This is a genomic window from Mycobacterium sp. ST-F2, assembly GCF_001905655.1.
GTDB lineage: Bacteria > Actinomycetota > Actinomycetes > Mycobacteriales > Mycobacteriaceae > Mycobacterium.
In genome coordinates, this window is record NZ_JMHT01000017.1 from 116,535 (window position 1) to 139,466 (window position 22,932).

The 22,932-nt window shown below is 67.8% G+C and carries 22 protein-coding genes; 10 read left to right on the forward strand and 12 right to left on the reverse strand.

The annotated features are described in order from the left end of the window. Positions 1-76: 76 nt before the first annotated feature. Together EB75_RS08135 and EB75_RS08140 are read left to right on the forward strand one after the other, a co-directional pair. The gene (locus EB75_RS08135) at positions 77-1,495 is read left to right on the forward strand and encodes a Fis family transcriptional regulator (protein WP_073694902.1); all 1,419 of its coding nucleotides are present in this window, start codon (positions 77-79) and stop codon (positions 1,493-1,495) included. 32 nt (positions 1,496-1,527) lie between these two features. After that, positions 1,528-1,968, forward strand: a complete 441-nt coding sequence (locus tag EB75_RS08140; RefSeq protein ID WP_073694903.1) for a hypothetical protein — start codon at positions 1,528-1,530, stop codon at positions 1,966-1,968. A gap of 221 nt (positions 1,969-2,189) precedes the next feature. Here EB75_RS08140 and EB75_RS08150 read toward each other — a convergent pair whose 3' ends face one another. Then, complete coding sequence (locus tag EB75_RS08150; protein WP_073694952.1) at positions 2,190-3,386, reverse strand: winged helix-turn-helix domain-containing protein; 1,197 nt, start codon at positions 3,384-3,386, stop codon at positions 2,190-2,192. Between the two features lie 140 nt (positions 3,387-3,526). On the opposite strand from EB75_RS08150, the gene EB75_RS08155 reads away from it, so the two are divergent. From EB75_RS08155 to EB75_RS08165, 3 genes are read left to right on the forward strand one after another with little or no spacing between them, the layout of a single operon-like run. After that, positions 3,527-5,560 carry a toprim domain-containing protein gene (locus EB75_RS08155; protein WP_073694905.1) on the forward strand — a complete coding sequence of 678 codons (2,034 nt, stop codon included), beginning with the start codon at positions 3,527-3,529 and terminating at the stop codon, positions 5,558-5,560. A 12-nt stretch (positions 5,561-5,572) separates the two neighbouring features. After that, positions 5,573-7,714, forward strand: a complete 2,142-nt coding sequence (locus EB75_RS08160; protein WP_073694906.1) for a DNA gyrase subunit A — start codon at positions 5,573-5,575, stop codon at positions 7,712-7,714. 6 nt (positions 7,715-7,720) lie between these two features. Beyond that, the gene (locus EB75_RS08165) at positions 7,721-8,953 is read left to right on the forward strand and encodes a DUF4303 domain-containing protein (protein WP_073694907.1); all 1,233 of its coding nucleotides are present in this window, start codon (positions 7,721-7,723) and stop codon (positions 8,951-8,953) included. On the opposite strand, the gene EB75_RS08170 is transcribed toward EB75_RS08165, so the two are convergent. Both EB75_RS08170 and EB75_RS08175 read right to left on the reverse strand, forming a co-directional pair. Beyond that, positions 8,941-9,399, reverse strand: coding sequence for a dihydrofolate reductase (locus EB75_RS08170; RefSeq protein WP_073694953.1), 459 nt, complete (start codon positions 9,397-9,399; stop codon positions 8,941-8,943). The two genes, EB75_RS08165 and EB75_RS08170, sit on opposite strands and share 13 nt — an antisense overlap. 146 nt (positions 9,400-9,545) lie before the next feature. Next, entirely contained in the window at positions 9,546-10,346 is an 801-nt protein-coding gene (locus EB75_RS08175) for a thymidylate synthase (protein WP_073694908.1), read from the reverse strand. Positions 10,347-10,388: 42 nt separating this feature from the next. Here EB75_RS08175 and EB75_RS08180 point away from each other — a divergent pair, with 42 nt between their 5' ends. Next, entirely contained in the window at positions 10,389-11,129 is a 741-nt protein-coding gene (locus EB75_RS08180) for a dienelactone hydrolase family protein (protein WP_073694909.1), read from the forward strand. 44 nt (positions 11,130-11,173) lie between these two features. Then, positions 11,174-12,091 carry an HpcH/HpaI aldolase/citrate lyase family protein gene (locus EB75_RS08185; protein ID WP_073694910.1) on the forward strand — a complete coding sequence of 306 codons (918 nt, stop codon included), beginning with the start codon at positions 11,174-11,176 and terminating at the stop codon, positions 12,089-12,091. On the opposite strand, the gene EB75_RS08190 is transcribed toward EB75_RS08185, so the two are convergent. From EB75_RS08190 to dapB, 4 genes are read right to left on the reverse strand one after another with little or no spacing between them, the layout of a single operon-like run. After that, entirely contained in the window at positions 12,085-12,564 is a 480-nt protein-coding gene (locus EB75_RS08190) for a hypothetical protein (protein ID WP_073694911.1), read from the reverse strand. The two genes, EB75_RS08185 and EB75_RS08190, sit on opposite strands and share 7 nt — an antisense overlap. Before the next feature lie 59 nt (positions 12,565-12,623). Beyond that, on the reverse strand, positions 12,624-13,073 hold the full coding sequence (locus EB75_RS08195; RefSeq protein ID WP_073694912.1) for a flavodoxin family protein: 450 nt from the start codon (positions 13,071-13,073) through the stop codon (positions 12,624-12,626). After that, positions 13,070-13,540, reverse strand: coding sequence for a tetratricopeptide repeat protein (locus tag EB75_RS08200; protein WP_073694913.1), 471 nt, complete (start codon positions 13,538-13,540; stop codon positions 13,070-13,072). The genes EB75_RS08195 and EB75_RS08200 overlap by 4 nt, the downstream gene beginning before the upstream one ends. 10 nt (positions 13,541-13,550) lie before the next feature. Further along, entirely contained in the window at positions 13,551-14,285 is a 735-nt protein-coding gene (dapB, locus tag EB75_RS08205; RefSeq protein ID WP_073694914.1) for a 4-hydroxy-tetrahydrodipicolinate reductase, read from the reverse strand. A 36-nt stretch (positions 14,286-14,321) separates the two neighbouring features. Between dapB and EB75_RS08210 the strand changes: the two genes are divergently transcribed. Beyond that, entirely contained in the window at positions 14,322-15,224 is a 903-nt protein-coding gene (locus EB75_RS08210) for an NAD-dependent epimerase/dehydratase family protein (protein WP_073694915.1), read from the forward strand. Here the strand turns inward: EB75_RS08210 and aldR are convergent, their stop codons facing one another. Beyond that, entirely contained in the window at positions 15,225-15,749 is a 525-nt protein-coding gene (gene aldR / locus EB75_RS08215) for an HTH-type transcriptional regulator AldR (RefSeq protein ID WP_073694916.1), read from the reverse strand. A gap of 87 nt (positions 15,750-15,836) precedes the next feature. On the opposite strand from aldR, the gene ald reads away from it, so the two are divergent. After that, the gene (ald, locus tag EB75_RS08220) at positions 15,837-16,943 is read left to right on the forward strand and encodes an alanine dehydrogenase (protein ID WP_073694917.1); all 1,107 of its coding nucleotides are present in this window, start codon (positions 15,837-15,839) and stop codon (positions 16,941-16,943) included. 110 nt (positions 16,944-17,053) lie between these two features. Then, positions 17,054-17,593 (forward strand): DUF4334 domain-containing protein, encoded by a 540-nt coding sequence (locus EB75_RS08225; RefSeq protein WP_073694918.1) that lies wholly within the window; start codon positions 17,054-17,056, stop codon positions 17,591-17,593. 51 nt (positions 17,594-17,644) lie between these two features. On the opposite strand, the gene EB75_RS08230 is transcribed toward EB75_RS08225, so the two are convergent. The 4 genes from EB75_RS08230 to EB75_RS08245 form a co-directional block, all read right to left on the reverse strand. Further along, positions 17,645-18,997: a M16 family metallopeptidase gene (locus EB75_RS08230; protein WP_286150117.1), complete on the reverse strand. Its 1,353-nt coding sequence runs from the start codon at positions 18,995-18,997 to the stop codon at positions 17,645-17,647. Beyond that, complete coding sequence (locus tag EB75_RS08235; RefSeq protein WP_073694920.1) at positions 18,975-21,248, reverse strand: polyribonucleotide nucleotidyltransferase; 2,274 nt, start codon at positions 21,246-21,248, stop codon at positions 18,975-18,977. Before EB75_RS08235 ends, EB75_RS08230 begins: the two co-directional genes overlap by 23 nt. Before the next feature lie 331 nt (positions 21,249-21,579). Continuing rightward, positions 21,580-21,849 (reverse strand): 30S ribosomal protein S15, encoded by a 270-nt coding sequence (gene rpsO / locus EB75_RS08240; RefSeq protein ID WP_020101924.1) that lies wholly within the window; start codon positions 21,847-21,849, stop codon positions 21,580-21,582. A gap of 90 nt (positions 21,850-21,939) precedes the next feature. Beyond that, positions 21,940-22,914 (reverse strand): bifunctional riboflavin kinase/FAD synthetase, encoded by a 975-nt coding sequence (locus tag EB75_RS08245; RefSeq protein ID WP_073694921.1) that lies wholly within the window; start codon positions 22,912-22,914, stop codon positions 21,940-21,942. Between the last annotated feature and the right edge of the window lie 18 nt (positions 22,915-22,932).

Sequence of the window (22,932 nt, forward strand, 5' to 3'; positions counted from 1 at the left end):
TTGTCGATACGAGTCGATTGGCAGCACTCTTGCGTCACCCGCCGGAACCAACCGGCACTCACCGCAAGGAGTAGCCATGAGCAACCCGAACACCGCGCACTTGGACGTCGCCGCCAACGCCGTCGTCATCAACCGGCTGACCGTCCAGGACAAAGACCTCACCCGTGAAGCGCAGCGCTGGACGACCGGGGAACGCGGACCCGTCGTCGATGACGCCGACGTCCTCACAGCAGCCGACATGTCCGCCTTCGTGACCGAAGCGCTCAAGATCGGCGCCCACGCGCTGTCGGCCACCGGCCAATCCCAGGACTCCCGTGCCCTCGAACGAATGATCAAAGAGGTCGGCGACAAGACCGCGGCGACATCGGTTCAGGCAGCCGAACTGACCGACCGCACCGTCAAGGACGCCACCAAGACCATGACGAAGGCCGCCGAGGATGCGAAGAAGGCGATCGTCGAGGCCGACAAGACCAGCCGCAAGGAGTTCACCGATTCGGTGGCCGCGGCGAAGACCGAACTGAGCACCGAAGTCCGCCGGATCTTCGCCGGCGACAGCCCCGAACTGCTCGAGAAGCTCCAACCGCTGCTCGACAAGTTCGGCGCTGACCTGGATGCCAAGAGCTCGGCCAGTATCACCGAAGTTCTGGCCAAGGCGGTCAAGCAGTTCGATCCGACTGACCCGACCTCTCCGATGGCCAAACACACCGCGGGTCTGGAAGCACGTCAACTCCAGCTGACCGAGCTGATCGGCAAGAACCACGCGACCATCGCCCAGAAGGTGGACGAACTCGGCGTGGCGCTCAAGGTCCAAGCTGCGCAGGACAAAGTCAGCAAGGTGACGCCGATCAAGGGCGACACTTACGAGAACCAGGTCAACATCGTGTTGGCCGAGGTCGCGGCGGGCCTTGGTGATGAGTACACCGATACCCGTTCCACCGTTGGGCACCTGCCCCGGTCCAAGAAAGGCGACGGCCTGCTCACGGTCGACGGCGGCCTCGCACGCGTGGTGATCGAAATGACGGACTCGGCCCGTGCGGGGTGGACCGAGTACCTGGACGAGGCCGAGCGCAACCGACAGGCGGCGGCATCGCTCGGCCTCGTCCGAACCACCGACCAGAACGGGGGCCGCTCGATCCGGGTGCTCGGGTCGCGGCGAATCGTGCTCGCGTTCGATCCGACTTCCGACGACCCCGATCTGGTGCGCACCGTCGTGTTGTTGCTGCGAGCCGCAGCCGTGGCCGCCGCCACGCGTCACGGTGCCGAACAGTTGTCCACCGCTGAGGAGAAGATCACCGCGGCCGTCGCCCAGTTGGCCCGCATCGACGACATCAAGAAGGCGGCGAGCTCCATCCACAAGAACGCCGACAAGATCGAGAGCGGCTGCACCGCAGTCACTTCTGGTATCCAGCGGCTGCTGTCGGAGGCTCTCGCGGCACTGGCGGACGTGCAATCCGCTTCGGACATCACCGATACGCCCGGCGACGCCGTCGCCTGATCCGATCACCCCAACTCTGAGAAGGAACAACCATGAACCGCATCGCACTCAACACCATCGTCATCGCCCCGGCCCTTGTCGCTCTGGCGGCTGGATGCGCGGCAACCGAGAAAGCCAGGTCGGGAAGCAGCCTTGCCACCGGATCGTCCGCTGTCACCACCCCGACCAAATCCAAAGCAGCACCGCCTACGCCGGCCGACTTCATCGTCGGCGTGATCATCACCGAACAGAAATGCTTCGGATCGGCCGGCTGCAACTACCACTACACCATCAATCCTCAATACCTCAGCACCAAGCCGCTACCCGACAAGACAACGGTTGTCTTCACCGTCACCGGTGGGGACCAGGATCAGGTCGGCAACTTCATCATCGATGCCAGCGGCACAGCCACGTTCGACCGCGAGACGTCGATCTCGGGCCAGGAGAACGCGAACCTGAAGGCCACCGTCACCCAAGTCATTCCAGGCCGGTGAGTCGGCATGACATACAACACCGCAGTGTTGGACGCGCCGTGTCCCTCGCCATACAAAGATGACTTTCCGAAGGAACGGCAGGCGAGGGCGGCGGTCCGTGCGATGCGCAAACGCGGCAAACGCGGCAGAGGCAAGTACGTCCCGCAACAGCCGTACCGATGCGGTTGCGGGATGTTTCACCTCAACCATGCACAGCGTCGCACTGATGGCCGGCTGAGGATCTAAGCCCGACGCTTCAACTCCGCCACCAGGTCACCGCGCTCCCCGACGGTCACGTCGTCGACGCCGAGCCACGCCGCCATCGACTGCAGCTCCGGCACCAGCGCCGCGGCCACCCGCGCCCGGTCCTGGCCGTCCTCGGCGAACGCACCGACCACATGGAGTGCGTCAGGGGTTCGTTTCAGGTCGACGCGCGCGACCAATTGGCCGTCGAGCAGAAACGGCCAGACGTAGTAACCGAATTGGCGCTTCGCGGCCGGGGTGTAGATCTCGATCCGGTAGTGGAAACCGAACAGTCGCTCGACTCGGGGCCGGAAGAAGATCAGCGGGTCGAACGGGCACAACAGCGCCGTTCCGCGGTCGGTCCGCGGGACTTTCTGCCCGGCACGCAGGTAGGCCGGCACCCCGTCGATCGCGACGGGCTCGAGCTCTCCGGACGCCACCAGCGCCGCCAGCGCGGGCTTCACCTGACGCGCGCCCAGGCGGAAATAGTCGCGGATATCGGCCTCGGTCCCCACACCCAGCGCCCCGGCGGCCTTGAGCACCAACTGCCGGACCGCCTCGTCGTCGGACACCTCCCGGGCCAGCACCTCCGCCGGCAACACCCGTTCGACCAGGTCGTAGTGCCGCGCGAACCCGGCCCGAGTGGCGGTGGTGAGCACACCCGACGACCACAGCGCCTCGGCCACCCACTTGGTGTCACTGCGCCCCCACCACGGCCCCTTGGCGCCTCGGGGTTCGGCCTCGAGGTGGGCCTCGATCTGTCCGGCGGTCGACGGCCCGAGTTCGGCGACGGCGGCGACGATCTTCTCGGCCAGCTCACCGTTGCGTTTGACGATCTCCGTGCCCCAGCGACCGTGGGTGTATTCGCGCATCCGCCAGCGCAGCAGCGGCCAGTCGTCGACCGGCAACAACGCGGCCTCGTGCGCCCAATATTCGATGAGATGCCGCGGCGAGCGCGCACTGTGGCTCCACGCCAGCGCGTCGAGAGCGTCCCGATCGTAGGGGCCGAGCCGGCTGAACACCGGCGCGTAATGCGCCCGGACGCAGACCGATACCGAATCCAGCTGCAGCACTTGTATTCTGGACAGCAAACGCTTCAGGTGTGCCCGGGTTACCGGTCCGGTCGGCTTGGGTTCGTGAAAGCCCTGGGCGGCGACGGCGATGCGACGGGCCTGGACCGTGGTGAGTGCTGCCACTGTCACATCGTGGCGCAGACCACCGACAAACTCGCGCATGGATCTGCAAGGTTGTCGGCCGAACCGCCTACCATTCCTGCGGCACACCCTGTATTGGGGCTTCGGTCGCTCCCGACCGGCCCTGACGGAAAGGACCAGCAGTGAGCTACAACGCTGCGGACATCACCGAACTCGACGATGTTCAGCACACCCGCCTGCGACCGGCGGTCAACCTGGGCCTGGACGTGCTCAACACCGCCTTGCGCGAGCTGGTGGACAACGCGGTCGAAGAGGTCGCCGATCCCAGTCACGGCGGATCCACCGTCACCATCACCCTGCATGCCGACGGCTCGGTGAGTGTCGCCGACGACGGACGCGGCCTTCCCATCGACTCCGACCCCGTGACCGGCAAGAACGGCATCGTCAAGACCCTCGGGACGGCGCGCGCCGGTGGCAAGTTCTCGGCCCACACCGACGCCACCAGCACCGGTGCCGGCCTGAACGGCATCGGCGCCGCGGCCGCGGTGTTCATCTCGGCCCGCACCGACGTCACGGTGCGCCGCGCCGGCAAGACGTACCTGCAGAGCTTCGGCCACGGCTACCCCGGCACGTTCGAGGGCAAGGAGTTCGACCCGAACGCCGAGTTCACCCGTGCCGACAACCAGAAGCTGCGTGGCACGGGCAACCGCAAGCCCGACGCCCACGGCACCACGGTGCGCATCCTGTTCGACCAGGCCGTCGTGCCGGACGCCAGCGTCGACATCGCCGAGGTCCTGCTGCGCGCCCACGCCGCCGCCCGGATGTGCCCCGGTGTGCACCTGACCGTCGTCGACGACGGCTGGCCCGGCGAGGAGGTCCCGCCCGCGTTGCTGCAGCCCTTCAACGGCCCCTGGGGCACCGAAGCGCTGCTGGACCTCATGTGCACCTCGGCAGGCACTCCCCTGCCCCCGGTCCGCGCTGTGGTCGAAGGACGCGGCGAGTACACCACCGGGCGCGGCCCCACCCCGTTCCGCTGGTCGCTGACGGCCGGCCCGGCCGAGCCGACCACCGTGGCCGCGTTCTGCAACACCGTGCGCACCCCCGGCGGCGGCTCACACCTGACCGCCGCCATCAAGGGGCTGTCGGAGGCGCTCGCCGACCGGGCGTCCCGGATCCGGGACCTGGGTCTGGCCAAGGGTGAGGACGGACCCGAACCGCAGGACTTCGCCGCGGTCACCGCGCTGGCCGTCGACACCCGCGCCCCGGACGTCGGCTGGGACTCGCAGGCCAAGACCGCGGTCTCGTCGCGCTCGCTGAACGTCGCCATGGCGCCGGACGTGGCGCGCAGCGTCAACGTCTGGGCGGCGAATCCCGCGAACAGCGAGACGGTGTCGCTGTGGACCAAGCTGGCGCTCGAGTCGGCCCGCGCGCGCCGCAGTGCCGAGGGCGCCAAGGCGCGGTCCCGCGCGGCCTCGAAGGCCAAGGGGCTGGGCACCAACCTCTCGCTGCCGCCGAAGCTGCTACCCAGCCGCGAGACCGGCCGCGGCTCGGGCGCCGAACTGTTCCTCTGCGAGGGCGACTCGGCGCTGGGCACCATCAAGGCGGCGCGCGACGCGACGTTCCAGGCCGCCTTCCCACTGAAAGGCAAGCCGCCCAACGTCTATGGCTTCACGGTGAACAAGGCCCGGGTCAAGGACGAGTTCGATTCCATCGAACGCATCCTGGGCTGCGGCGTGCGCGACAACTGCGACCCCGAGCAGTGCCGCTACGACCGAATCCTGTTCGCCTCCGACGCCGACCCCGACGGCGGCAACATCAACTCAAGCCTGATCTCGATGTTCCTGGACTTCTACCGCCCGCTCGTCGCGGCCGGCATGGTCTACGTGACGCTGCCGCCGCTGTTCGTGGTGAAAGACGGTCAGGAGCGCATCTACTGCCAGGACGAGTCCGAGCGCGACACGGCCGTCGCCGAGCTGAAGGCGCGCTCGAAGCGCCGGGTGGAAGTCCAGCGCAACAAGGGTCTCGGTGAGATGGACGCCGACGACTTCTGGAACACCGTGCTGGATCCACAGCGCCGCACCGTGATTCGCGTGCATCTCGACGACGCCGAGAAGAAGCTGCACCACACCCTGTTCGGCGGGCCGCCCGAGGGCCGGCGCTCGTGGATGGCCGAGGTGGCCGCCGTCGTCGACACCCTTGCGCTGGACCTGGACTAGAAAGAGTCAACTGTGACCTCGACCCTGGACGTTCCTGAGCAGAATCAGGACCTGGTCCTCGACCAGAGCGCCGACGACTACTGGAACCACTACCAGCTGACCTTCGCGCTCTACAGCGTCAGCGACCGCGCCATCCCGTCGGCGTTCGACGGCCTCAAGCCGGGCCAGCGCCGGCTGCTGTACCAGATGCACGACTCGAAACTGCTGCCCGGCAACAAGCCGCAGAAGTCGTCGAAGGTCTGCTCGGCCGTCACCGGCAACCTGCACCCGCACGGCGGCGCGTCGATGTACGGCGCGGCGGCGCTGATGGCCGCCGAGTTCCAGCGCGTGAAAGTCATTGACGGACAAGGCGCTTTCCCGCGCATCCAGGGTGACATCCCGGCCGCCGACCGGTACACCGAGATGCGGCTGTCGGCCCCCGGGGCGGCGCTGACCGCCGAACTCGACGACCACGCGGTGCCGATGGTGCCCACATTCGACGGGGAATGGATCGAGCCCACGATGCTCCCGGCCCAGTGGCCGGTGCTCCTGTGCAACGGCGCCGTCGGCATCGCCGAAGGCTGGGCCACCAAGGTGCCCGCGCACAATCCGCGCGAGATCATGGCGGCCTGCCGGGCGCTGCTGAAGACCCCGAACATGACCGACGACCGGCTGGCCAAACTCATCCCCGGCCCGGACTGGGGCTGTGGGGCGACGGTGGTCGGCACCGCCGGGCTGCGCGAGTACCTCACCACCGGCCGCGGTGCGCTCACCGTGCGCGGCACCCTGTCGGTCGACGGCAAGAACGTCGTGATCACCGAGCTGCCGCCCGGTGTCGCGAGTAACACTGTGCAAGACCGGATTCGGGCGCTGGTCGAGTCCGGCGAGCTGGCCGGCGTCGCCGACATGTCCGACCTGACCGACCGTCGCAACGGGCTGCGGATCGTCGTCACCGCCAAGCGCGGTCACGCCGCCGAGACCATCCGCGACCAGCTGCTGGCGCTGACCCCGCTGGAGTCGACGTTCGCCGCCAGCCTGGTGGCGCTCGACGAGGACCGCGTGCCGCGGTGGTGGACGGTGCGCGAGCTGATCGGCGCCTTCCTGCACCTGCGCGACTCGGTGGTCCTGCACCGCAGCCAGTACCGGCTCGATAAGGTCACCGCCCGCAGGCATCTGGTCGCCGGCCTGATGAAGATCCACCTGGACATCGACGCGGCCGTCGCGGTCATCCGCGGCTCCGACACCGTCGACGACGCCCGCCGCGGGCTGCAGGAGCGGTTCAGCATCGACGAGGAGCAGGCCAATTACGTGCTGGCACTGCAACTTCGACGTCTGACGAAGCTCGACGTCATCGAGCTGCAGGCCGAGGCGGACAAGCTGGATGCCGAATTCGCCGAGCTCACCGAGCTCGTCGCGAACCCCGATGCTCGGCGCGTGGTGATCGACAACGAACTGAAGGAGACGGCGAAGCTGTTCGCCGGGCCCGAATTCGACCGCCGCACGGTCCTGGACTTCGAGGGCACGCCGACGGCCTCGAGTTCCGACGACGACGGCCCGCGTGAGCGAAAAGTCAACGCCAACTGGCGCCTTGACGATCGGGGCGTGTTCTCCGACAGCCACGGCGACCTGCTGTCCGCCGGGCTGGGCTGGGCGGTGTGGACCGACGGGCGCATCAAGTTCACCAACGGCAATGGCCTGCCGTTCAAGACGCGCGACATCCCGGTGGCCCCGGACATCACAGGGCTGCTGCGCTCGGGCGTGCTGACGCCGGGCCATCACCTGGCACTGGTGACGCGGCGCGGCAAGATTCTGCGCATCGACCCGGCCGCGGTGAATCCACAGGGCGCGGCGGGCAATGGCGTGGCCGGTGTGAAGCTGGCCGGCGACGGTGACGAGGTCATCGCCGCACTGCCGATCACGTGCGGTAACGGCGAAGCCATCTTGTCGACCTCCGAAAAGGGCTGGAAGGTAACCGAAGTCGCCGACATCCCGGTCAAGGGCCGCGGCGGCGCCGGCGTGGGCTTCCACCCGTTCGTCGGCGGTGAGGATGCCCTGCTGTCGGCGGCGGTCTCCCCCACCGGGTTCGTGCGCAATGGCAAGACCGTGCGCGCCGAGAAGCGCGCGAAGTCCTCGGTGAAGGGCACGGGCGCCGACGTGACGCCGGCAGAGGCGTAGGCATCTGTGCGGTTCGACTGGGCGGGATTCGAAACCGACCTGACCGCCGCCGCGGTCACGGCGGTGCGCGCGCTGGCCGGCGCGGCCGCAGGGCAACAGCCGTACGCGGTGGCGTTCAGCGAGTTCTACGCTGAGACGACCGGTGTCATCTACCTGCCCAATCTGGCCCTGGCCACCGAGCAGACGGTGCCGGAGCCGTCCTGCCGGTTCAGCCCACCGGACTGGGAGCACCAGGACTACGAGTGGAGCGAGACCGCCGGCGACTGGGGTGACCGGCTGGTCGAGGCGGTGTCGGGCCTGCCACGTGCCCAGTGGGACCAGGCCTGGGAGCGGTTCGCGCAGGCGATGCTGACCATCGCCGCAGGCGTGCGAGCCACGCTGGTGGCCGACGGCACCCTGCCGGCCGACGTCGTCGTCTACCTCGACGACGAGGACGGCGATCTGCTGGTGCGCTCGCTGACATCCGCCGAACTGCAGCGACATTTCCCCGAGTACGTCGCCGCCGCCGCGGCCGAGCACGCGATCCTGGCGCTGCCGGTCGAGCAGCGGGTGGCCGCGCTGGCGGCGGCTGCCGGACTGGTACCCGGACCGCCGGGCGACCTGGGCCAGGAACGCGCACGGGCACTCCTGCTGGAGCTCGGCGGTGCCGCGGTTCCCGTCGCCATCGCGGCGTTGAAGCGCCGGGACACCGCCTGGCTCGGCGCCAAGCTGTTGGCGGACCTCGATGTCGCGTCGCCCGAAGTGCTCGACGCGCTATGGGCGGCGGTGCCCCTGCCCGGCCCCGGCCACGACTGGGCGGCCACCGCGCTGGGACGGCTGGGCTATGGACCCCAGGTGCTGGAGAGCGACCTGCCCGCGGCAACCCGCGCGGCCGCCGTCACGGCGTCGTACCGGTCGTTCCGCGATCACGGCCGCAGCCATCGGCCGCTGGACTACGCGCTGCTGGCCGCCGGGCTCGCCGACCCGAGTGTCGCGGCACTCATCGCGGATGAGTTGGCTCCCGGCCAGGGCTACTGCACGCTGGACGCCGCCGACCTCCCCGGCGCCCGGGCGGGGCTCGACCATGCCGAGCCGCTGATCCGCCGGCACGCCGTCGTCGTCCTCGGTGAACTGATCGGCCCCATGGGACCCGAGGGTCTGGACCCCGACGACGTCGCGGCGCTGAGCGCCCGGATCACCGACCTGGCCGCCCACGATCCCGACCCCGACGTCCGGCGGCTCGCCGGCTACCGCCGATAGGTGCAGAAGCGGTAGCGCAGGCCGGTCTTGCTGGTCTGCCACTCGCTGTGCGTGACGGTCCAGGAGTCGTCCAACGCCGGCGCGAAAGCGTCGCCGTCGGGCACGTCGACGTCGATCTCGGTGACCTCGCACAGCGTCGCCGCCGGCAGCGCCAGAGCGTACAGCTGCGCTCCGCCCATCACCCAGCCGTCGATCTCGGCGGGCAACGACGTCACCACCTCGGCGCCTTCGGCGACATAACCCGCGTCGCGGCTGACGACGACGTTGCGGCGGCCCGGCAGCGGGCGGAACCGCTCCGGCAGCGACTCCCAGGTGAGCCGGCCCATCACGACCGTGGAGCCGAGTGTCAGTTCTTTGAAGTGCGCCATGTCCTCGGGCAGCTGCCAGGGGATGTCGTTGTCGCGGCCGATGACACCGCCGTTGCCCTGCGCCCAGATCAGCTTCACCGCGCCGTCCCCCTGCGTGTCGCAGTCGGCGTGTCGGCTCTCCTGTGGCACTTGCGAATTGAAGCGGTCAACTTTCCTTGACTGGTCAGGGAAAGTTGACGGGTCCAAATCGAACATGTCACCAGAGCCCCCGGGCCCCGACAGCGTCAGACCGCAACGGGAGCCTTGATGGCGGGGTGCGGGTCGTAGTTGACGATCGCGATGTCCTCATACTGGTAGTCGAAGATCGAATCACGCGGCGCCAGAACAAGTTCCGGGTACGGCCGGGGCTCGCGGGACAGCTGCAGCTGCACCTGCTCGACATGGTTGTCGTAGATGTGGCAGTCGCCGCCGGTCCAGACGAACTCGCCGACCTCGAGGCCCGCCTGAGCGGCCATCATGTGCGTCAGCAGCGCGTACGAGGCGATGTTGAACGGCACGCCGAGGAACAGGTCGGCGCTGCGCTGGTACAGCTGGCAGCTGAGCTTGCCGTCGGCGACGTAGAACTGGAACAGCGCGTGGCACGGCGGCAGCGCCATCTGGGCGATCTCGCCGACGTTCCACGCCGAGACGATGTTGCGCCGGCTGTCGGGGTTGGTCTTCAGCATCTCGAGTGCGGCGCTGATCTGGTCGACGTGCTCGCCCGACGGCGTCGGCCAGGACCGCCACTGCACGCCGTACACCGGACCGAGTTCGCCTGTCTCCGAGGCCCATTCATCCCAGATGGTCACGCCGCGCTCCTGCAGCCACCGCACGTTGGAGTCGCCGCGCAGGAACCACAGCAGTTCGTAGATCACCGACTTGGTGTGCACCTTCTTGGTGGTCAGCAGCGGGAACCCGGCGGCCAGGTCGTAGCGCAGCTGGTGGCCGAACAGGCTCCGGGTGCCGGTCCCGGTGCGATCGGACTTGGGTGTGCCCTGTTCCAGCACCAGGCGCAGCAGGTCTTCGTAAGGGGTCGGCACAGCCACGCCCTCAGCTTACGTTCCGGGGCGGGGAGTAGAACGGAAGCCATGCCCGTGACCAAGGACACCATCACCACCGCCGACGGCACCTGCGCCGTCACCGTCGCGACCCCCGAAGGCACCGGCCCGTGGCCCGCGGTGGTCATGTACCCCGACGCGGGCGGCCCGCGGCAGACCTTCGACGACATGGCCGCGCGCCTCGCCGCCCTGGGCTACGTGGTGCTGGTGCCGGACATCTACTACCGCGACGCCGGCTGGGCCCCGTTCAACATGGCCACGGCGTTCACCGATGAGACCGAGCGGGGCCGCTTGTTCGGCATGATGCGCAAGGTCACGCAGGACATCATGGCCGCCGACGCGACCGCGTTCTTCGACTATCTGGCCGCCCGGTCGGATGTGGCGGGCGACAAGTTCGGCACCACCGGCTACTGCATGGGCGGCCGCACGTCGTTCATCGTCGCGGGCCGGCTGCCCGACCGGGTCGCCGCGGCGATGTCGTTCCACGGCGGCGGCCTGGTCACCGACACCGAGGACAGCCCGCACCTGCGCGTCGACCAGATCAGCGCGGTGGTCTACGTGGGTGCCGCCGAAAACGACGGGTCGTTCACCGCCGAGCAGGGCGAGATTCTGGACCGCGCGCTGACCGACGCCGGCGTCGACCACACTGTCGAGTTCTATCCCGCCGCGCACGGCTTCGCGGTGCCCGACAACGTCGGCGCTTACGACGAATCCGCGGCGCAGCGGCACTGGGATGCGATGGAGCGGGTGTTCGGCGCGGCGCTGAAGTAACCCCCGGGGCGGGCCCGACTCCCACTGTGCGGGACGATTGACGGGTGTATGACCAGACCAGCACCTACGAACCTGACGCCAACGAGCACGGATCCCGACTGGACCCGGTACTCGCGCGCAGCTGGCTCCTGGTCAACGGAGCGCAATTCGACCGCTTCTCGCCGGCCACCCGGTCCAGCGCCGACATCGTCATCATCGACATCGAGGACGCGGTAGCACCCAAGGACAAGGACGCGGCCCGGGACAACGCTGCGCGCTGGCTCGGCGACGGCAACACCGACTGGGTGCGCGTCAACGGCTTCGGCACGCCGTGGTGGGCCGACGATCTGGAGATGCTGTCCAAGACGTCGGTGGGCGGCGTCATGTTGGCGATGGTCGAGTCGGTCGACCATGTCACCGAGACCGCCAAGCGGCTGCCCAATGTTCCAATCGTCGCGCTGGTGGAGACCGCCCGCGGGCTCGAGCGCATCACCGAGATCGCCTCGGCCAAGGGCACGTTCCGGCTGGCGTTCGGTATCGGCGACTTCCGTCGCGACACCGGCTTCGGCGACAACCCGGCGACGCTGGCCTACGCCCGCTCGCGGTTCACCATCGCCGCCAAGGCCGCACACCTGCCCGGCGCCATCGACGGCCCCACCATCGGGTCCAGCTCGCGCAAACTCAGCGAGGCCACCGCGGTCTCCATCGAGTTCGGTATGACCGGCAAGATCTGCCTGACGCCGGAGCAGTGCGCGACGGTCAACGAGGGACTGTCGCCCTCACTGGACGAGATCGCCTGGGCGCAGGAGTTTTTCGCGGAGTTCGAGCGCGATGGCGGCGAAATCCGCAACGGCTCGGACCTGCCGCGTATCGCCCGCGCCAACAAGATTTTGGATCTGGCGAAGGCGTACGGCATCCACCCGTCGATGTTCGGCGACGACCCTGACCACGTGTCGGCGCCGTCGGACACCTACCACTACTGAGCGGCGTCCCCGGCCTTCTTGTCCCGGTGCAGCACCGAGGAGAACGCCCGGACGATGCCGCGCAGCGCGTACCAGCCGGACAGCGCGGTGAAGACGATCAGCGCGATGAACATCGGCAGCCAGCCGGTGCGGGAGTGCTTGAGGTTCCACCAGATGATGGTGAACAGCACGGCCAGAATGAAGACCAGGATGTCGCGCAACCGGCCCTCGCGGTTGAACGCGTAGCCGATCGCCGTCGACTTGAGCTGGCGGCTGCGGTCCACCGCAGTGATGACCTCGTCGATCCGCATGTCGATGGTGCGCTGCAGCTCTGCGCGACGCTCGGTCTGCTCAGCGGGAATGCGGTCCAGCAGGTCCATGTCGGCCTTGATCGCGGCCCGCACGTCCGGTGGCTTCAGGTTGCCCGCGACGGCGCCGAGCAGCGCGCCTCCGGCCAGTGGCGCGGCTCCCAACGCCAGGTCCGCGATTCCCATGGTCGGCTCCTCACTGATCGACGCAAACGTCAATCACCCTAGCCGACGCCCGGCCGGCGCTACCCCATCAACGTCGCGGCGACTGTTGCGCCCAGGTTCCAGCACGCCTCCACGTCGGCCTTGCCGGGTTTGCCCGAAACCACCACGTACTCAGCCGCTTTCACCCAGCCCAGTCCGGTGGTGATGGAGGTGACCGCCTTCTCGGCGCCCTCGGTGCCCTCGTTGCCGTGCAGCCACAACCCGAACGGCCGGCCGCGGGTCGAATCCAGACACGGGTAATAAATTTGGTCGAACGCGTGCTTCAGGGCACCCGACATGTAGCCCAGATTGGCCGGCGATCCCAACACATAGCCGTCTGCCTCCAGCACGTCGGCAGCCGAAAGCGTCAGCGCCGGACGGCGCATCACGTCGACGCCCTCGATCTCCGGGTCCGTCGCTCCGGCAAGCACCGCTTCGAACATCTCCTGACAATTCGGAGACGGAGTGTGGTGCACGACAAGGAGTTTCATCGTGATGCCTGCTCCAGGCGGACGGCCTTGCGGATGGTCTCGCGGGCCCGCGTCCGGTCCCCCGCGTAGTCGTAGGCACGGGCCAGCCGGTACCAGCCCCGCCAATCATCGGGTGCGGCCTCGACCTCGTCGCGCACCGACTCGAACAATGCGTCGGCGGCGTCGCGCTCGATGCGGCCGGACGGACGCTTAGGCAGCTCACTGATGTCGAGCTCGACGCCCTCGTCGTGCGCCAACCGGGCCAGCCGCTGGTGCGCGAAACCGGCCCGCAGCGTGGCGACCATGGCCCACAGGCCGATCAGCGGCAGCACGAAGATGCCGATGCCCAGCCCGATCGCGGCGGCCTCCCCGGACTGCATGAGGATGACGCCGGAGCGCCCGAGCATCACGAAGTAGACCACCAGCGCGACGCACAGGAATGCGACGACCAGCTGGATACGTAATACCTGCGAACTCGGTTTGGTCATCACCGTCGCGTCACAGCCCCATCAGGGTCTCGATGCCGATGGTCAGCCCGGGGTACTTGGCCGCCTCACGGACGCCGAGCAGCACGCCGGGCACGAACGACGTGCGGTCGATGCTGTCGTGCCGGATGGTCAGCGTCTCGCCCTGCGTGCCGAACAGCACTTCCTGGTGCGCGACCAGTCCGCGCAGCCGCACCGAGTGCACGGGAATGCCGTCGACGTCCGCGCCACGGGCGCCCTCCAGACCGGTGCTGGTGGCATCGGGGTTGGGCGGCAGGCCTTTTCGCGCCTCGGCGATCAGCTGGGCGGTGCGGGTGGCAGTGCCCGACGGCGCGTCGGCCTTCTGCGGGTGGTGCAGTTCGACGACCTCGGCCGACTCGAAGAACGGGGCCGCCAGTTTGGCGAAATGCATCGACAACACTGCGCCGATGGCGAAGTTCGGGGCGATGAGTACAGCGACGTCGGGCTTGGCGGCGACCCACTCGCGCACCTGGGCGAGGCGCTCCTCGGTGAAGCCCGTGGTGCCGACGACGGCGTGAATGCCGTTGTCGATGAGGAACTTCAGGTTGGTCATCACGACATCGGGATGGGTGAAGTCGACGACGACCTCGGTGCCGCTGTCGGTGAACAGAGTCACCTCGTCGCCGGCGTCGACCCCGACGGTGAACGTCAGATCGTCGGCGGCTTCCACACCCTCGACGATGGTCGCACCGACTTTGCCTTTGGCACCCAGAACTCCGACTCGCATGAGGTCAACCCTAGCGGCCGCCTTACGATCAGCCCTATGCGCGGCGCCAAGATCCTCATCACCGGAGCCACCGGCCAGGTGGCCACCCCGATCGCCAAAGCCCTGGCGGCCGACAACGAGGTGTGGGGCGTCGCCCGGTTCAACAACCCGCAGGCCCGACAGGACCTGGAGCAGGCCGGCGTCCGCTGCGAGGCCGTCAATCTCGCGGTCGGCGATTTCAGCGCCCTGCCAACCGATTTCGACTACGTCGTGAACCTGGCGGTGGCCAAGAGCGGCCGGTGGGACAAGGACCTTGCGGCCAACGCCGAATCGGTGGGCCTGCTGATGGCGCACTGTCGCGAGGCCAAGGCATTCCTCCACACGTCGTCGGCCGCGGTGTACGACCCGCCGGGCGACGAGCCCCGAAACGAATCCGCGGCACTGGGTGACAACCACAAGCACCTCTTCCCCACCTACTCGATCTCCAAGATCGCGGGCGAGACGGTCGTGCGCACCATGTCGCGTGCGCTCGACCTGCCGACCACCATCGCCAGGTTCAACGTCCCCTACGGCGACAACGGCGGCTGGCCGTTCTACCAGATGGAGATGATCCTGGCGGGCATCCCGATCCCGGTGCCGCCAGGCGGTCCGGCGCAGTACAACCCGATCCACGAAGACGACATCCTGGCCATGCTGCCCAAGCTCCTGGACGCGGCGACGGTGCCCGCCACCACCGTGAACTGGTGTGGCGATCAGACCGTCAGCATCCAGGAATGGTGTGCCTACATCGGCGAGCTGGTCGGCCGCGAACCGGTGTTCGCCGAGGACCCGAACGCGCTGCGCGGCGGCCCGACGGACACCACGCGCATGCACGAATTGATCGGCGGCACCTCGGTGGACTGGCGCGACGGCATCCGCCGGCTGGTGACCAAGTTCCACCCGGAACTGGTCAGCAGCTAGTCACAGCGGCGAGGCGCCCCGCAGGTGCTCGAAGATCAGTGCGGTCTGAGTGCCGGCCACGTCGGCGTCGGCGTTGAGATTCTCCACGACGAACGCGCGCAGGTGCGGGGTGTCGCGCGCGGCGACGTGCAGGATGAAGTCGTCGGCGCCGGCCAGGAAGTAGACGTCCATCACCTGAGGCAGCCGGCGCATGTGGGCGATGAAGTCACGGATGCGCGCCCGGGCACCCGATTGCAGGCTCACCGAGATCATCGCCTGCAGGCCCAATCCGATGGCCGCAGGGTCGATGTCGGCATGGAAACCACGGATCACGCCGAGTTCCTGCAACCGGCGGACCCGGCCGTGACACGTCGACGCGGCGATCCCGACCAGCTCCGCCAACGCGCTGTTGGGCATGCGCGCGTCGGCGTGCAGCGCGGTCACGATCTGTCGGTCGATGTCATCGAGCTCCACCGGCTGAACATCCTTCGACTGGGAGGCCTCTGGAGCCGCCGATTTCGAAGATCGTTCAGTAATAGGTGCCATATTGAGAATTATAGTCACAAATATTGCGGGTAGATCGACGTTTATTCACACTTGAGGCATCACCCCGATCCCCCGAGGAGAACCTCAATGCACGTCGGTATCCCTACCGAAATCAAGAACAACGAGTACCGGGTGGCCATCACCCCGGCCGGCGTCGCAGAACTGGTCAAGCACGGCCATGAGGTGCTGATCCAGGCGGGGGCCGGCGAAGGATCTGCGATCACGGACAACGACTTCAAGGCCGCCGGAGCACAGATCGTCACCACGGCGGACCAGGTCTGGGCCGAGTCCGATCTGCTCCTCAAGGTCAAAGAGCCCATCGCGGCCGAGTACCACCGCATGCGCAAGGGCCAGACCCTGTTCACCTACCTGCACCTCGCCGCGTCGCGCGAATGCACCGACGCTCTGCTGGCGTCCGGCACCACCTCGATCGCCTACGAAACCGTCCAGACCGCCGACGGCCGCCTGCCCCTGCTCGCCCCGATGAGCGAGGTCGCAGGCAGGCTGTCGGCCCAGGTCGGCGCCTACCACCTGATGCGCAGCCACGGCGGCCGTGGCGTCCTGATGGGCGGCGTCCCGGGCGTCGCTCCCGCCAACGTCGTCGTCATCGGCGGCGGTACGGCCGGCTTCCACGCGGCTCAGATCGCCAGCGGCATGGGTGCCCAGGTCACGGTCTTCGACGTCAACCTGGACACCCTGCGCCGGATCGACGCCGAGTTCAACGGCCGTATCCACACCCGGTACTCCTCGAGCCTGGACCTGGAAGAGGCCGTCAAGCAGGCCGATCTGGTGATCGGCGCGGTGCTGGTCCCCGGCGCCAAGGCGCCCAAGCTCGTCACCAATTCGACTGTGGCCCACATGAAGTCGGGCTCGGTGCTGGTCGACATCGCGATCGACCAGGGTGGCTGCTTCGAGGATTCGAAGCCGACGACGCACGACGATCCGACGTTCGCCGTCCACGATTCGGTCTTCTACTGCGTCGCGAACATGCCGGGCTCGGTGCCGCGCACGTCGACCTACGCACTGACCAACGCAACCCTGCCCTACGTGCTCAAGCTCGCCGACCAGGGTTGGCAGGCGGCGTGCCGTGGCGACGCCGCGCTGGCCAAGGGCCTGTCGACGCACGACGGTCAGCTGCTGTGCGGCCAGGTCGCCGCGGACCTGGATCTGCCGCTCGGCCACGTCGAGTACTGAAAAAGCCTGATACCCATCGCCCGGCCAGCGCAACGTCGCGCCGGCCGGGCGATGACTTTCGCGCGGCTCGCGACTGCCATTCTTGACACGTGTCAAGTATCGTCGTAGCCATGCTCTTGCAGGAATTGCTGCCCACCCCGCCGACAACGACGGCCGAAGCCCTCGAGATCTTCGACGCCGCGCCGGCCGTCGAACCCGACTTCATGATCGGCACGTGGCACGGTGCGGAAGTGCCTACCGGACATCCGATGGACGGGCTGCTGGAAGCCACTGGCTGGTGGGGCAAGCAGTTCGTCGACACCGAGACGGTGCACCCGCTGCTGTTCCCCGACGCTTCCGGCCGGTCGCTGTGGCCGCTCAACCCGGTGCTGGCATTCTCCGGCCTCGGCCTCGCATCCAGAATCCCGATGCTGCACCGGCTTCCCGTCGCCAAGGCCATCACCGCGCTACGCCCACTTTTGCAGGCCCGCTCGGCAAAGGCACGCCTGAGGACCACCCGCTACCGCGGAGTCGACACCGCGACAATGGTTTACGACCAGCTGCCCATCAACGACGTCTTCCGCAAGCTGTCCGACGACGCCGTCCTGGGCGCCATGGATCTGCGCGGCATAGCGCAGCCGTACTTCTTCGTCCTACGCCGCGAAAGGTGATTTGTGCACGAAAATCCGCGCCGAACGCGGATTTTCGTGCACAAATCCCAACTAGCCGATGGAGCGCAGCTGCTTGGGCAGTGAGCGCTTGGACCGGTGCGGGCCCAGCACCGCAGCGCCGAAGGGCCGCGTCAGCAGTTCGCGCGCAACAGCATTGACCTCTTCGAGCGTCACGGCGTCGATCGACGCGAGGGTGTCCGAGATCGACTTGTGGTTGCCGTAGTTCAACTCGGCGCGCCCGATGCGGTGCATCCGGGAACCGGAATCCTCCAGCCCGAGCACCAGACCGCCGCGCATCGAGCCCTTGGCAATACGCAACTCGTCGGCGGTGATACCTTCGCGCGCAACATCTTCCAGCACGTCGGTGGTCACGCGGACCACCTCGTCGAAGCGGTCCGGCAGGCACGCCGAGTACACCGACAGTGCACCGGCATCGGAGAACGTGTCGATCGTGGAGTACACCGAGTAGGCCAGTCCGCGGTTCTCGCGGATCTGCTGGAACAGTCGCGAACTCAGTCCACCGCCGAGCGCGGTGTTGAGTACCGACAGCGCCCAGCGGTGCTCCCAGTTGCGGCCCGGCGTGCGCACGCCGAGGTACATGTGGGCTTGCTCGGAGTCACGTTTGACGAACTGCAGCGTCGGCGTCCCGGGCACCCGGCCGGCACCCTTGCGAGGCGGTACAGGCTTGCGACCGCGGACCAGGTGCGGCCGAAACTGCCTGCGCACCAACGACACAACCTCGTCGTGGTCGATGTTTCCGGCGACCGCGACCACCATCCGGTCCGGCGTGTACCGGCGGACGTGGAACGAGTGCAGCTGGTTGCGGGTCATCGAGGTAATCGACTCGACACTGCCGATCACCGGACGGCCCACCGGATGCGTGCCGAACATGGAGCCGAGGAAGACGTCCGCGAGGGTGTCCTCCGGATCGTCGTCGCGCATGGCGATCTCTTCGAGCACCACGTCGCGTTCCAGCTCGACATCGGCTGCGGCACAACGCCCGTTGAGCACGACATCCGACACCAGGTCGATTGCCAGCTCGAGGTCACTGTCCAGCACGTGCGCGTAGTAGCAGGTGTGCTCGCGCGCGGTGAAAGCGTTCAGCTCACCGCCGACGGCGTCCATGGCCTGCGCGATCTCAACGGCCGTGCGCGACGGCGTCGACTTGAACAGCAGGTGTTCCAGGAAGTGCGCGGCACCGGCCACACTCGGGCCCTCGTCGCGCGACCCGACGTTCACCCACACGCCGACCGACGCCGAATGGACGTGCGGCAGATGTTCGGTGACGACCCGCAGCCCGCCGGGGAGGTTGGTCTTGCGCACAGCGGCCGGGGCCTGCAGCGATGTCGCTGCAGAACCCCGGCCGTTGCGCGTTGTCGATTTAGGAGTTTGCAGGCGCGGCATCTGCCGGTGCAGTCTCCGACTCGGCGGCCGGAGCGGCAGCAGCTGCTCCGTCACCGTCTTCATCCACCAGGATCAGCGAAATCTTCTGACCCTTGCCACGGTTGTCCGCCGAGATGTCCGCGATCTCCACGCGCAGCTTGTCGCCGACGTTCACGACGTCCTCGACCTTCGCGACGCGCTTGCCCTTGCCGAGCTTGGAGATGTGCACCAGACCGTCGCGGCCCGGCAGCAGCGAGACGAACGCACCGAAGTCCGTCGTCTTCACCACGGTGCCGAGGAACCGCTCACCGATCTTGGGCAGCTGCGGGTTGGCGATGGCATTGATCTTGTCGATCGCCGCCTGCGCCGCCTCGCCGTTCGAGGCGCCGACGAACACGGTGCCGTCGTCCTCGATGGAGATGTTCGCACCGGTCTCCTCGGTGATCTGGTTGATCACCTTGCCCTTGGGCCCGATCACCTCGCCGATCTTGTCGACCGGAACCTTGATGGTGGTGATGCGCGGCGCGTACGGGCTCATCTCGTCCGGCTCGTCGATGGCCTCGGCCATGACGTCCAGGATGGTCAGACGCGCGTCCTTGGCCTGGGCCAGGGCACCGGCCAGCACCTTGGACGGGATGCCGTCCAGCTTGGTGTCCAGCTGCAGGGCGGTGACGAAGTCCTTGGTGCCGGCGACCTTGAAGTCCATGTCGCCGAAGGCGTCTTCGGCGCCCAGGATGTCGGTCAGCGCGACGTAGCGGGTCTCACCGTCGACCTCGTCGGACACCAGACCCATGGCGATACCGGCAACCGGGGCCTTCAGCGGCACACCGGCGTTCAGCAGGGCCAGGGTCGAGGCACAGACCGAACCCATCGAGGTGGAACCGTTGGAGCCCAACGCTTCCGAGACCTGACGGATGGCGTACGGGAACTCCTCGACGCTCGGCAGCACCGGCATCAGGGCCCGCTCGGCCAGCGCGCCGTGGCCGATTTCGCGGCGCTTCGGCGAGCCCACACGGCCGGTCTCACCGGTCGAGTACGGCGGGAAGTTGTAGTGGTGCATGTAGCGCTTGGTGGTCTCGGGACCGAGCGAGTCGATCTGCTGAGCCATCTTGATCATGTCCAGCGTGGTGACACCCATGATCTGGGTCTCGCCGCGCTCGAACAGCGCGCTGCCGTGCGCCCGCGGGATCACGGCGACCTCGGCGCTCAGGGCACGAATGTCGGTGATGCCACGGCCGTCGATGCGGAAGTGGTCGGTCAGGATGCGCTGGCGGACCAGCTTCTTGGTCAGCGAGCGGAACGCCGCGCCGATCTCCTTCTCGCGGCCGGCGTACGTCTCGGCGAGACGCGAGAGCACCTCGACCTTGATCTCGTCGGTGCGCTCTTCGCGCTCCTGCTTGCCGGCGATGGTCAGCGCCTGCGACAGCGCGTCGGTGGCCACCGCGGCGACGGCCTGGAAGGCGTCGTCGGCGTAGTCGGGGAACAGCGGGAACTCGCCGGTCTCCTTGGCTGCCGCGTCAGCCAACTCCTGCTGGGCGGTGCACAGCGCCGCGATGAACGGCTTGGCGGCCTCCAGGCCCTCGGCCACGACGGCCTCGGTGGGGGCACCGGCGCCACCGGCGATCAGGTCGATGACGTTGTCGGTGGCCTCGGCCTCGACCATCATGATCGCGACGTCACCTTCCACCTTGCGGCCGGCGACGACCATGTCGAAGACAGCCTTCTCGAGCTGCTCGATGGTCGGGAACGCCACCCACTGACCCTCGATCAGCGCGACGCGGACGCCACCGACCGGGCCGGAGAACGGCAGGCCGGAGATCTGGGTGGACGCCGACGCGGCGTTGATGGCCACGACGTCGTACAGGTCCTTGGGGTCCAGGCTCAGCACGGTGACCACGACCTGGATCTCGTTGCGCAGACCCGAGACGAACGACGGGCGCAGCGGCCGGTCGATCAGGCGGCAGGTCAGGATCGCGTCGGTGGAGGGGCGGCCCTCACGACGGAAGAACGAGCCGGGGATGCGGCCCGCGGCGTACATCCGCTCCTCGACATCGATCGTCAAGGGGAAGAAGTCGAAGTGGTCCTTGGGGCTCTTGCTCGCCGTGGTGGCCGACAGGAGCATGGTCTCGTCGTCCAGGTAGGCGACGACGGAGCCGGCGGCCTGACGTGCGAGGCGGCCGGTCTCGAAGCGGATGGTGCGGGTGCCGAAGCTCCCGTTGTCGATGACGGCGGTCGACTCGAAAATGCCGTCTTCAATTTCAACTGCAGACATGTATGTCGCAATTACCTCTCTCGGGCCCGCCCTATGCGGGATTCCGTATTTTCTGGTTCCTCTTTGTTACAGCTGTCGCATCGTCACACGCGAGCATCCAGAAAACCCGAAAACCATCCCGCAAACTGCTGACGGCCGTCGATCGAAGCGGCCGGGAGTCATACCCGACAGCCACTACCGAAGACCGCCCCACGAGGTTCAGGCGGACGCTGTGTGACGTTCCGACGTCTTGGGCCCTAGGCCCAAAACAGTTTCATGTTACTACCCGTACCAATAGCCATCGCCAGGCCTGCCGGAGCAGACCTGGCGATGGGAGTGAATCAGTGGTGCGTCAGCGACGCAGACCCAGACGCTCGATCAGCGAGCGGTACCGCGCGACGTCGACCTGAGCGACGTACTTGAGCAACCGGCGGCGACGGCCGACCAGCAGCAGCAGGCCACGCCGGCTGTGGTGGTCGTGCTTGTGCTGCTTGAGGTGCTCGGTCAGGTCCGAGATGCGCTTGGTCAGCAGGGCGACCTGAGCCTCCGGCGAGCCGGTGTCGGTCTCATGCAGGCCGTACTGACCCAGGATCTCTTTTTTCTGCTCGGCAGTGAGTGCCACGAAACAACTCCATCAATTCGGTCCGCGAAGAACAACGAGGGCGCGGCCACCGCGAACTGCAGCACGCGCGTCGGGCAGTTTATCAGGAAGCTACTGCGGAACCAGAATCGTGCGAGCCCGCTGGGTATCGCGATCCATGGCCACGACCAGGTCGTCCACCGAATCGAACTTCTCCTGGCCGCGGATGCGCGAAACGAAATCGACCGCCACGTGCTGCCCGTACAGGTCTGCCTCGGTGTCGAGCACGAAGGCCTCGACGGTGCGGGTGCGGCCGGAGAACGTCGGATTGGTGCCGACGGACACCGCGGCCTGGTAGCGCTCCCCCGGCGTCACGGTGCCGACCGACGGGCCGTGCCCCAGGACTGTGAACCAGGCGGCGTAGACGCCGTCGGCCGGGATCGCCGAGTGCATCGGCGGGGCGACGTTGGCGGTCGGGAAGCCCAGCCCGCGGCCGCGGCCGTCACCGCGGACGACGACGCCCTCCACGCGGTGCGGCCGGCCCAGCGCTTCGGTCGCGGCGGCCATGTCGCCGGCGTCCACGCAGGACCGGATGTAGGTGGACGAGAACGTGACGGTCTCGGCCTGGTGATGCTCGGCCACCAGCGAGATGCCCTCGACGGCGAAGCCGAAGCGCTCGCCGGCCTTGCGCAGCAGCGGCACGTTGCCGCCGGCCTTCTTGCCGAAGGTGAAGTTCTCGCCGACCACGACCTCGAGGACGTGCAGCCGCTCGACGAGCAGTTCGTGCACGTACCGCTCGGGGGTCAGCTTCATGAAGTCGGTGGTGAACGGCATGACGAGGAAGACGTCGACGCCGAGTTCCTCGACCAGCTCGGCCCGGCGGGTCAGCGTCGTCAGCTGCGCGGGATGGCTACCGGGCAGCACCACTTCCATGGGATGCGGATCGAACGTCATCAGCACCGTGGGTACCCCGCGGGACCGACCGGCCTTCACCGCATGGCTGATCAGCTCGGCATGCCCACGATGTACGCCGTCGAACACCCCGATGGTGACCACACATCGGCCCCAGTCCGTGGGGATCTCGTTCTGCCCACGCCAGCGCTGCACGCCCGCTAGCCTACGGCG

Excerpts from the sequence above, each read along its gene's own strand:
- EB75_RS08135 (WP_073694902.1), top strand. The coding sequence starts at position 77 with ATGAGCAACCCGAACACCGCGCACTTGGACGTCGCCGCCAACGCCGTC.
- EB75_RS08140 (WP_073694903.1), top strand. The coding sequence starts at position 1,528 with ATGAACCGCATCGCACTCAACACCATCGTCATCGCCCCGGCCCTTGTC.
- EB75_RS08180 (WP_073694909.1), top strand. The coding sequence starts at position 10,389 with ATGCCCGTGACCAAGGACACCATCACCACCGCCGACGGCACCTGCGCC.
- EB75_RS08190 (WP_073694911.1), bottom strand. The coding sequence starts at position 12,564 with ATGGGAATCGCGGACCTGGCGTTGGGAGCCGCGCCACTGGCCGGAGGC.
- EB75_RS08195 (WP_073694912.1), bottom strand. The coding sequence starts at position 13,073 with ATGAAACTCCTTGTCGTGCACCACACTCCGTCTCCGAATTGTCAGGAG.
- EB75_RS08200 (WP_073694913.1), bottom strand. The coding sequence starts at position 13,540 with ATGACCAAACCGAGTTCGCAGGTATTACGTATCCAGCTGGTCGTCGCA.
- dapB (WP_073694914.1), bottom strand. The coding sequence starts at position 14,285 with ATGCGAGTCGGAGTTCTGGGTGCCAAAGGCAAAGTCGGTGCGACCATC.
- EB75_RS08210 (WP_073694915.1), top strand. The coding sequence starts at position 14,322 with ATGCGCGGCGCCAAGATCCTCATCACCGGAGCCACCGGCCAGGTGGCC.
- aldR (WP_073694916.1), bottom strand. The coding sequence starts at position 15,749 with ATGGCACCTATTACTGAACGATCTTCGAAATCGGCGGCTCCAGAGGCC.
- ald (WP_073694917.1), top strand. The coding sequence starts at position 15,837 with ATGCACGTCGGTATCCCTACCGAAATCAAGAACAACGAGTACCGGGTG.
- EB75_RS08225 (WP_073694918.1), top strand. The coding sequence starts at position 17,054 with ATGCTCTTGCAGGAATTGCTGCCCACCCCGCCGACAACGACGGCCGAA.
- EB75_RS08230 (WP_286150117.1), bottom strand. The coding sequence starts at position 18,997 with ATGCCGCGCCTGCAAACTCCTAAATCGACAACGCGCAACGGCCGGGGT.
- EB75_RS08235 (WP_073694920.1), bottom strand. The coding sequence starts at position 21,248 with ATGTCTGCAGTTGAAATTGAAGACGGCATTTTCGAGTCGACCGCCGTC.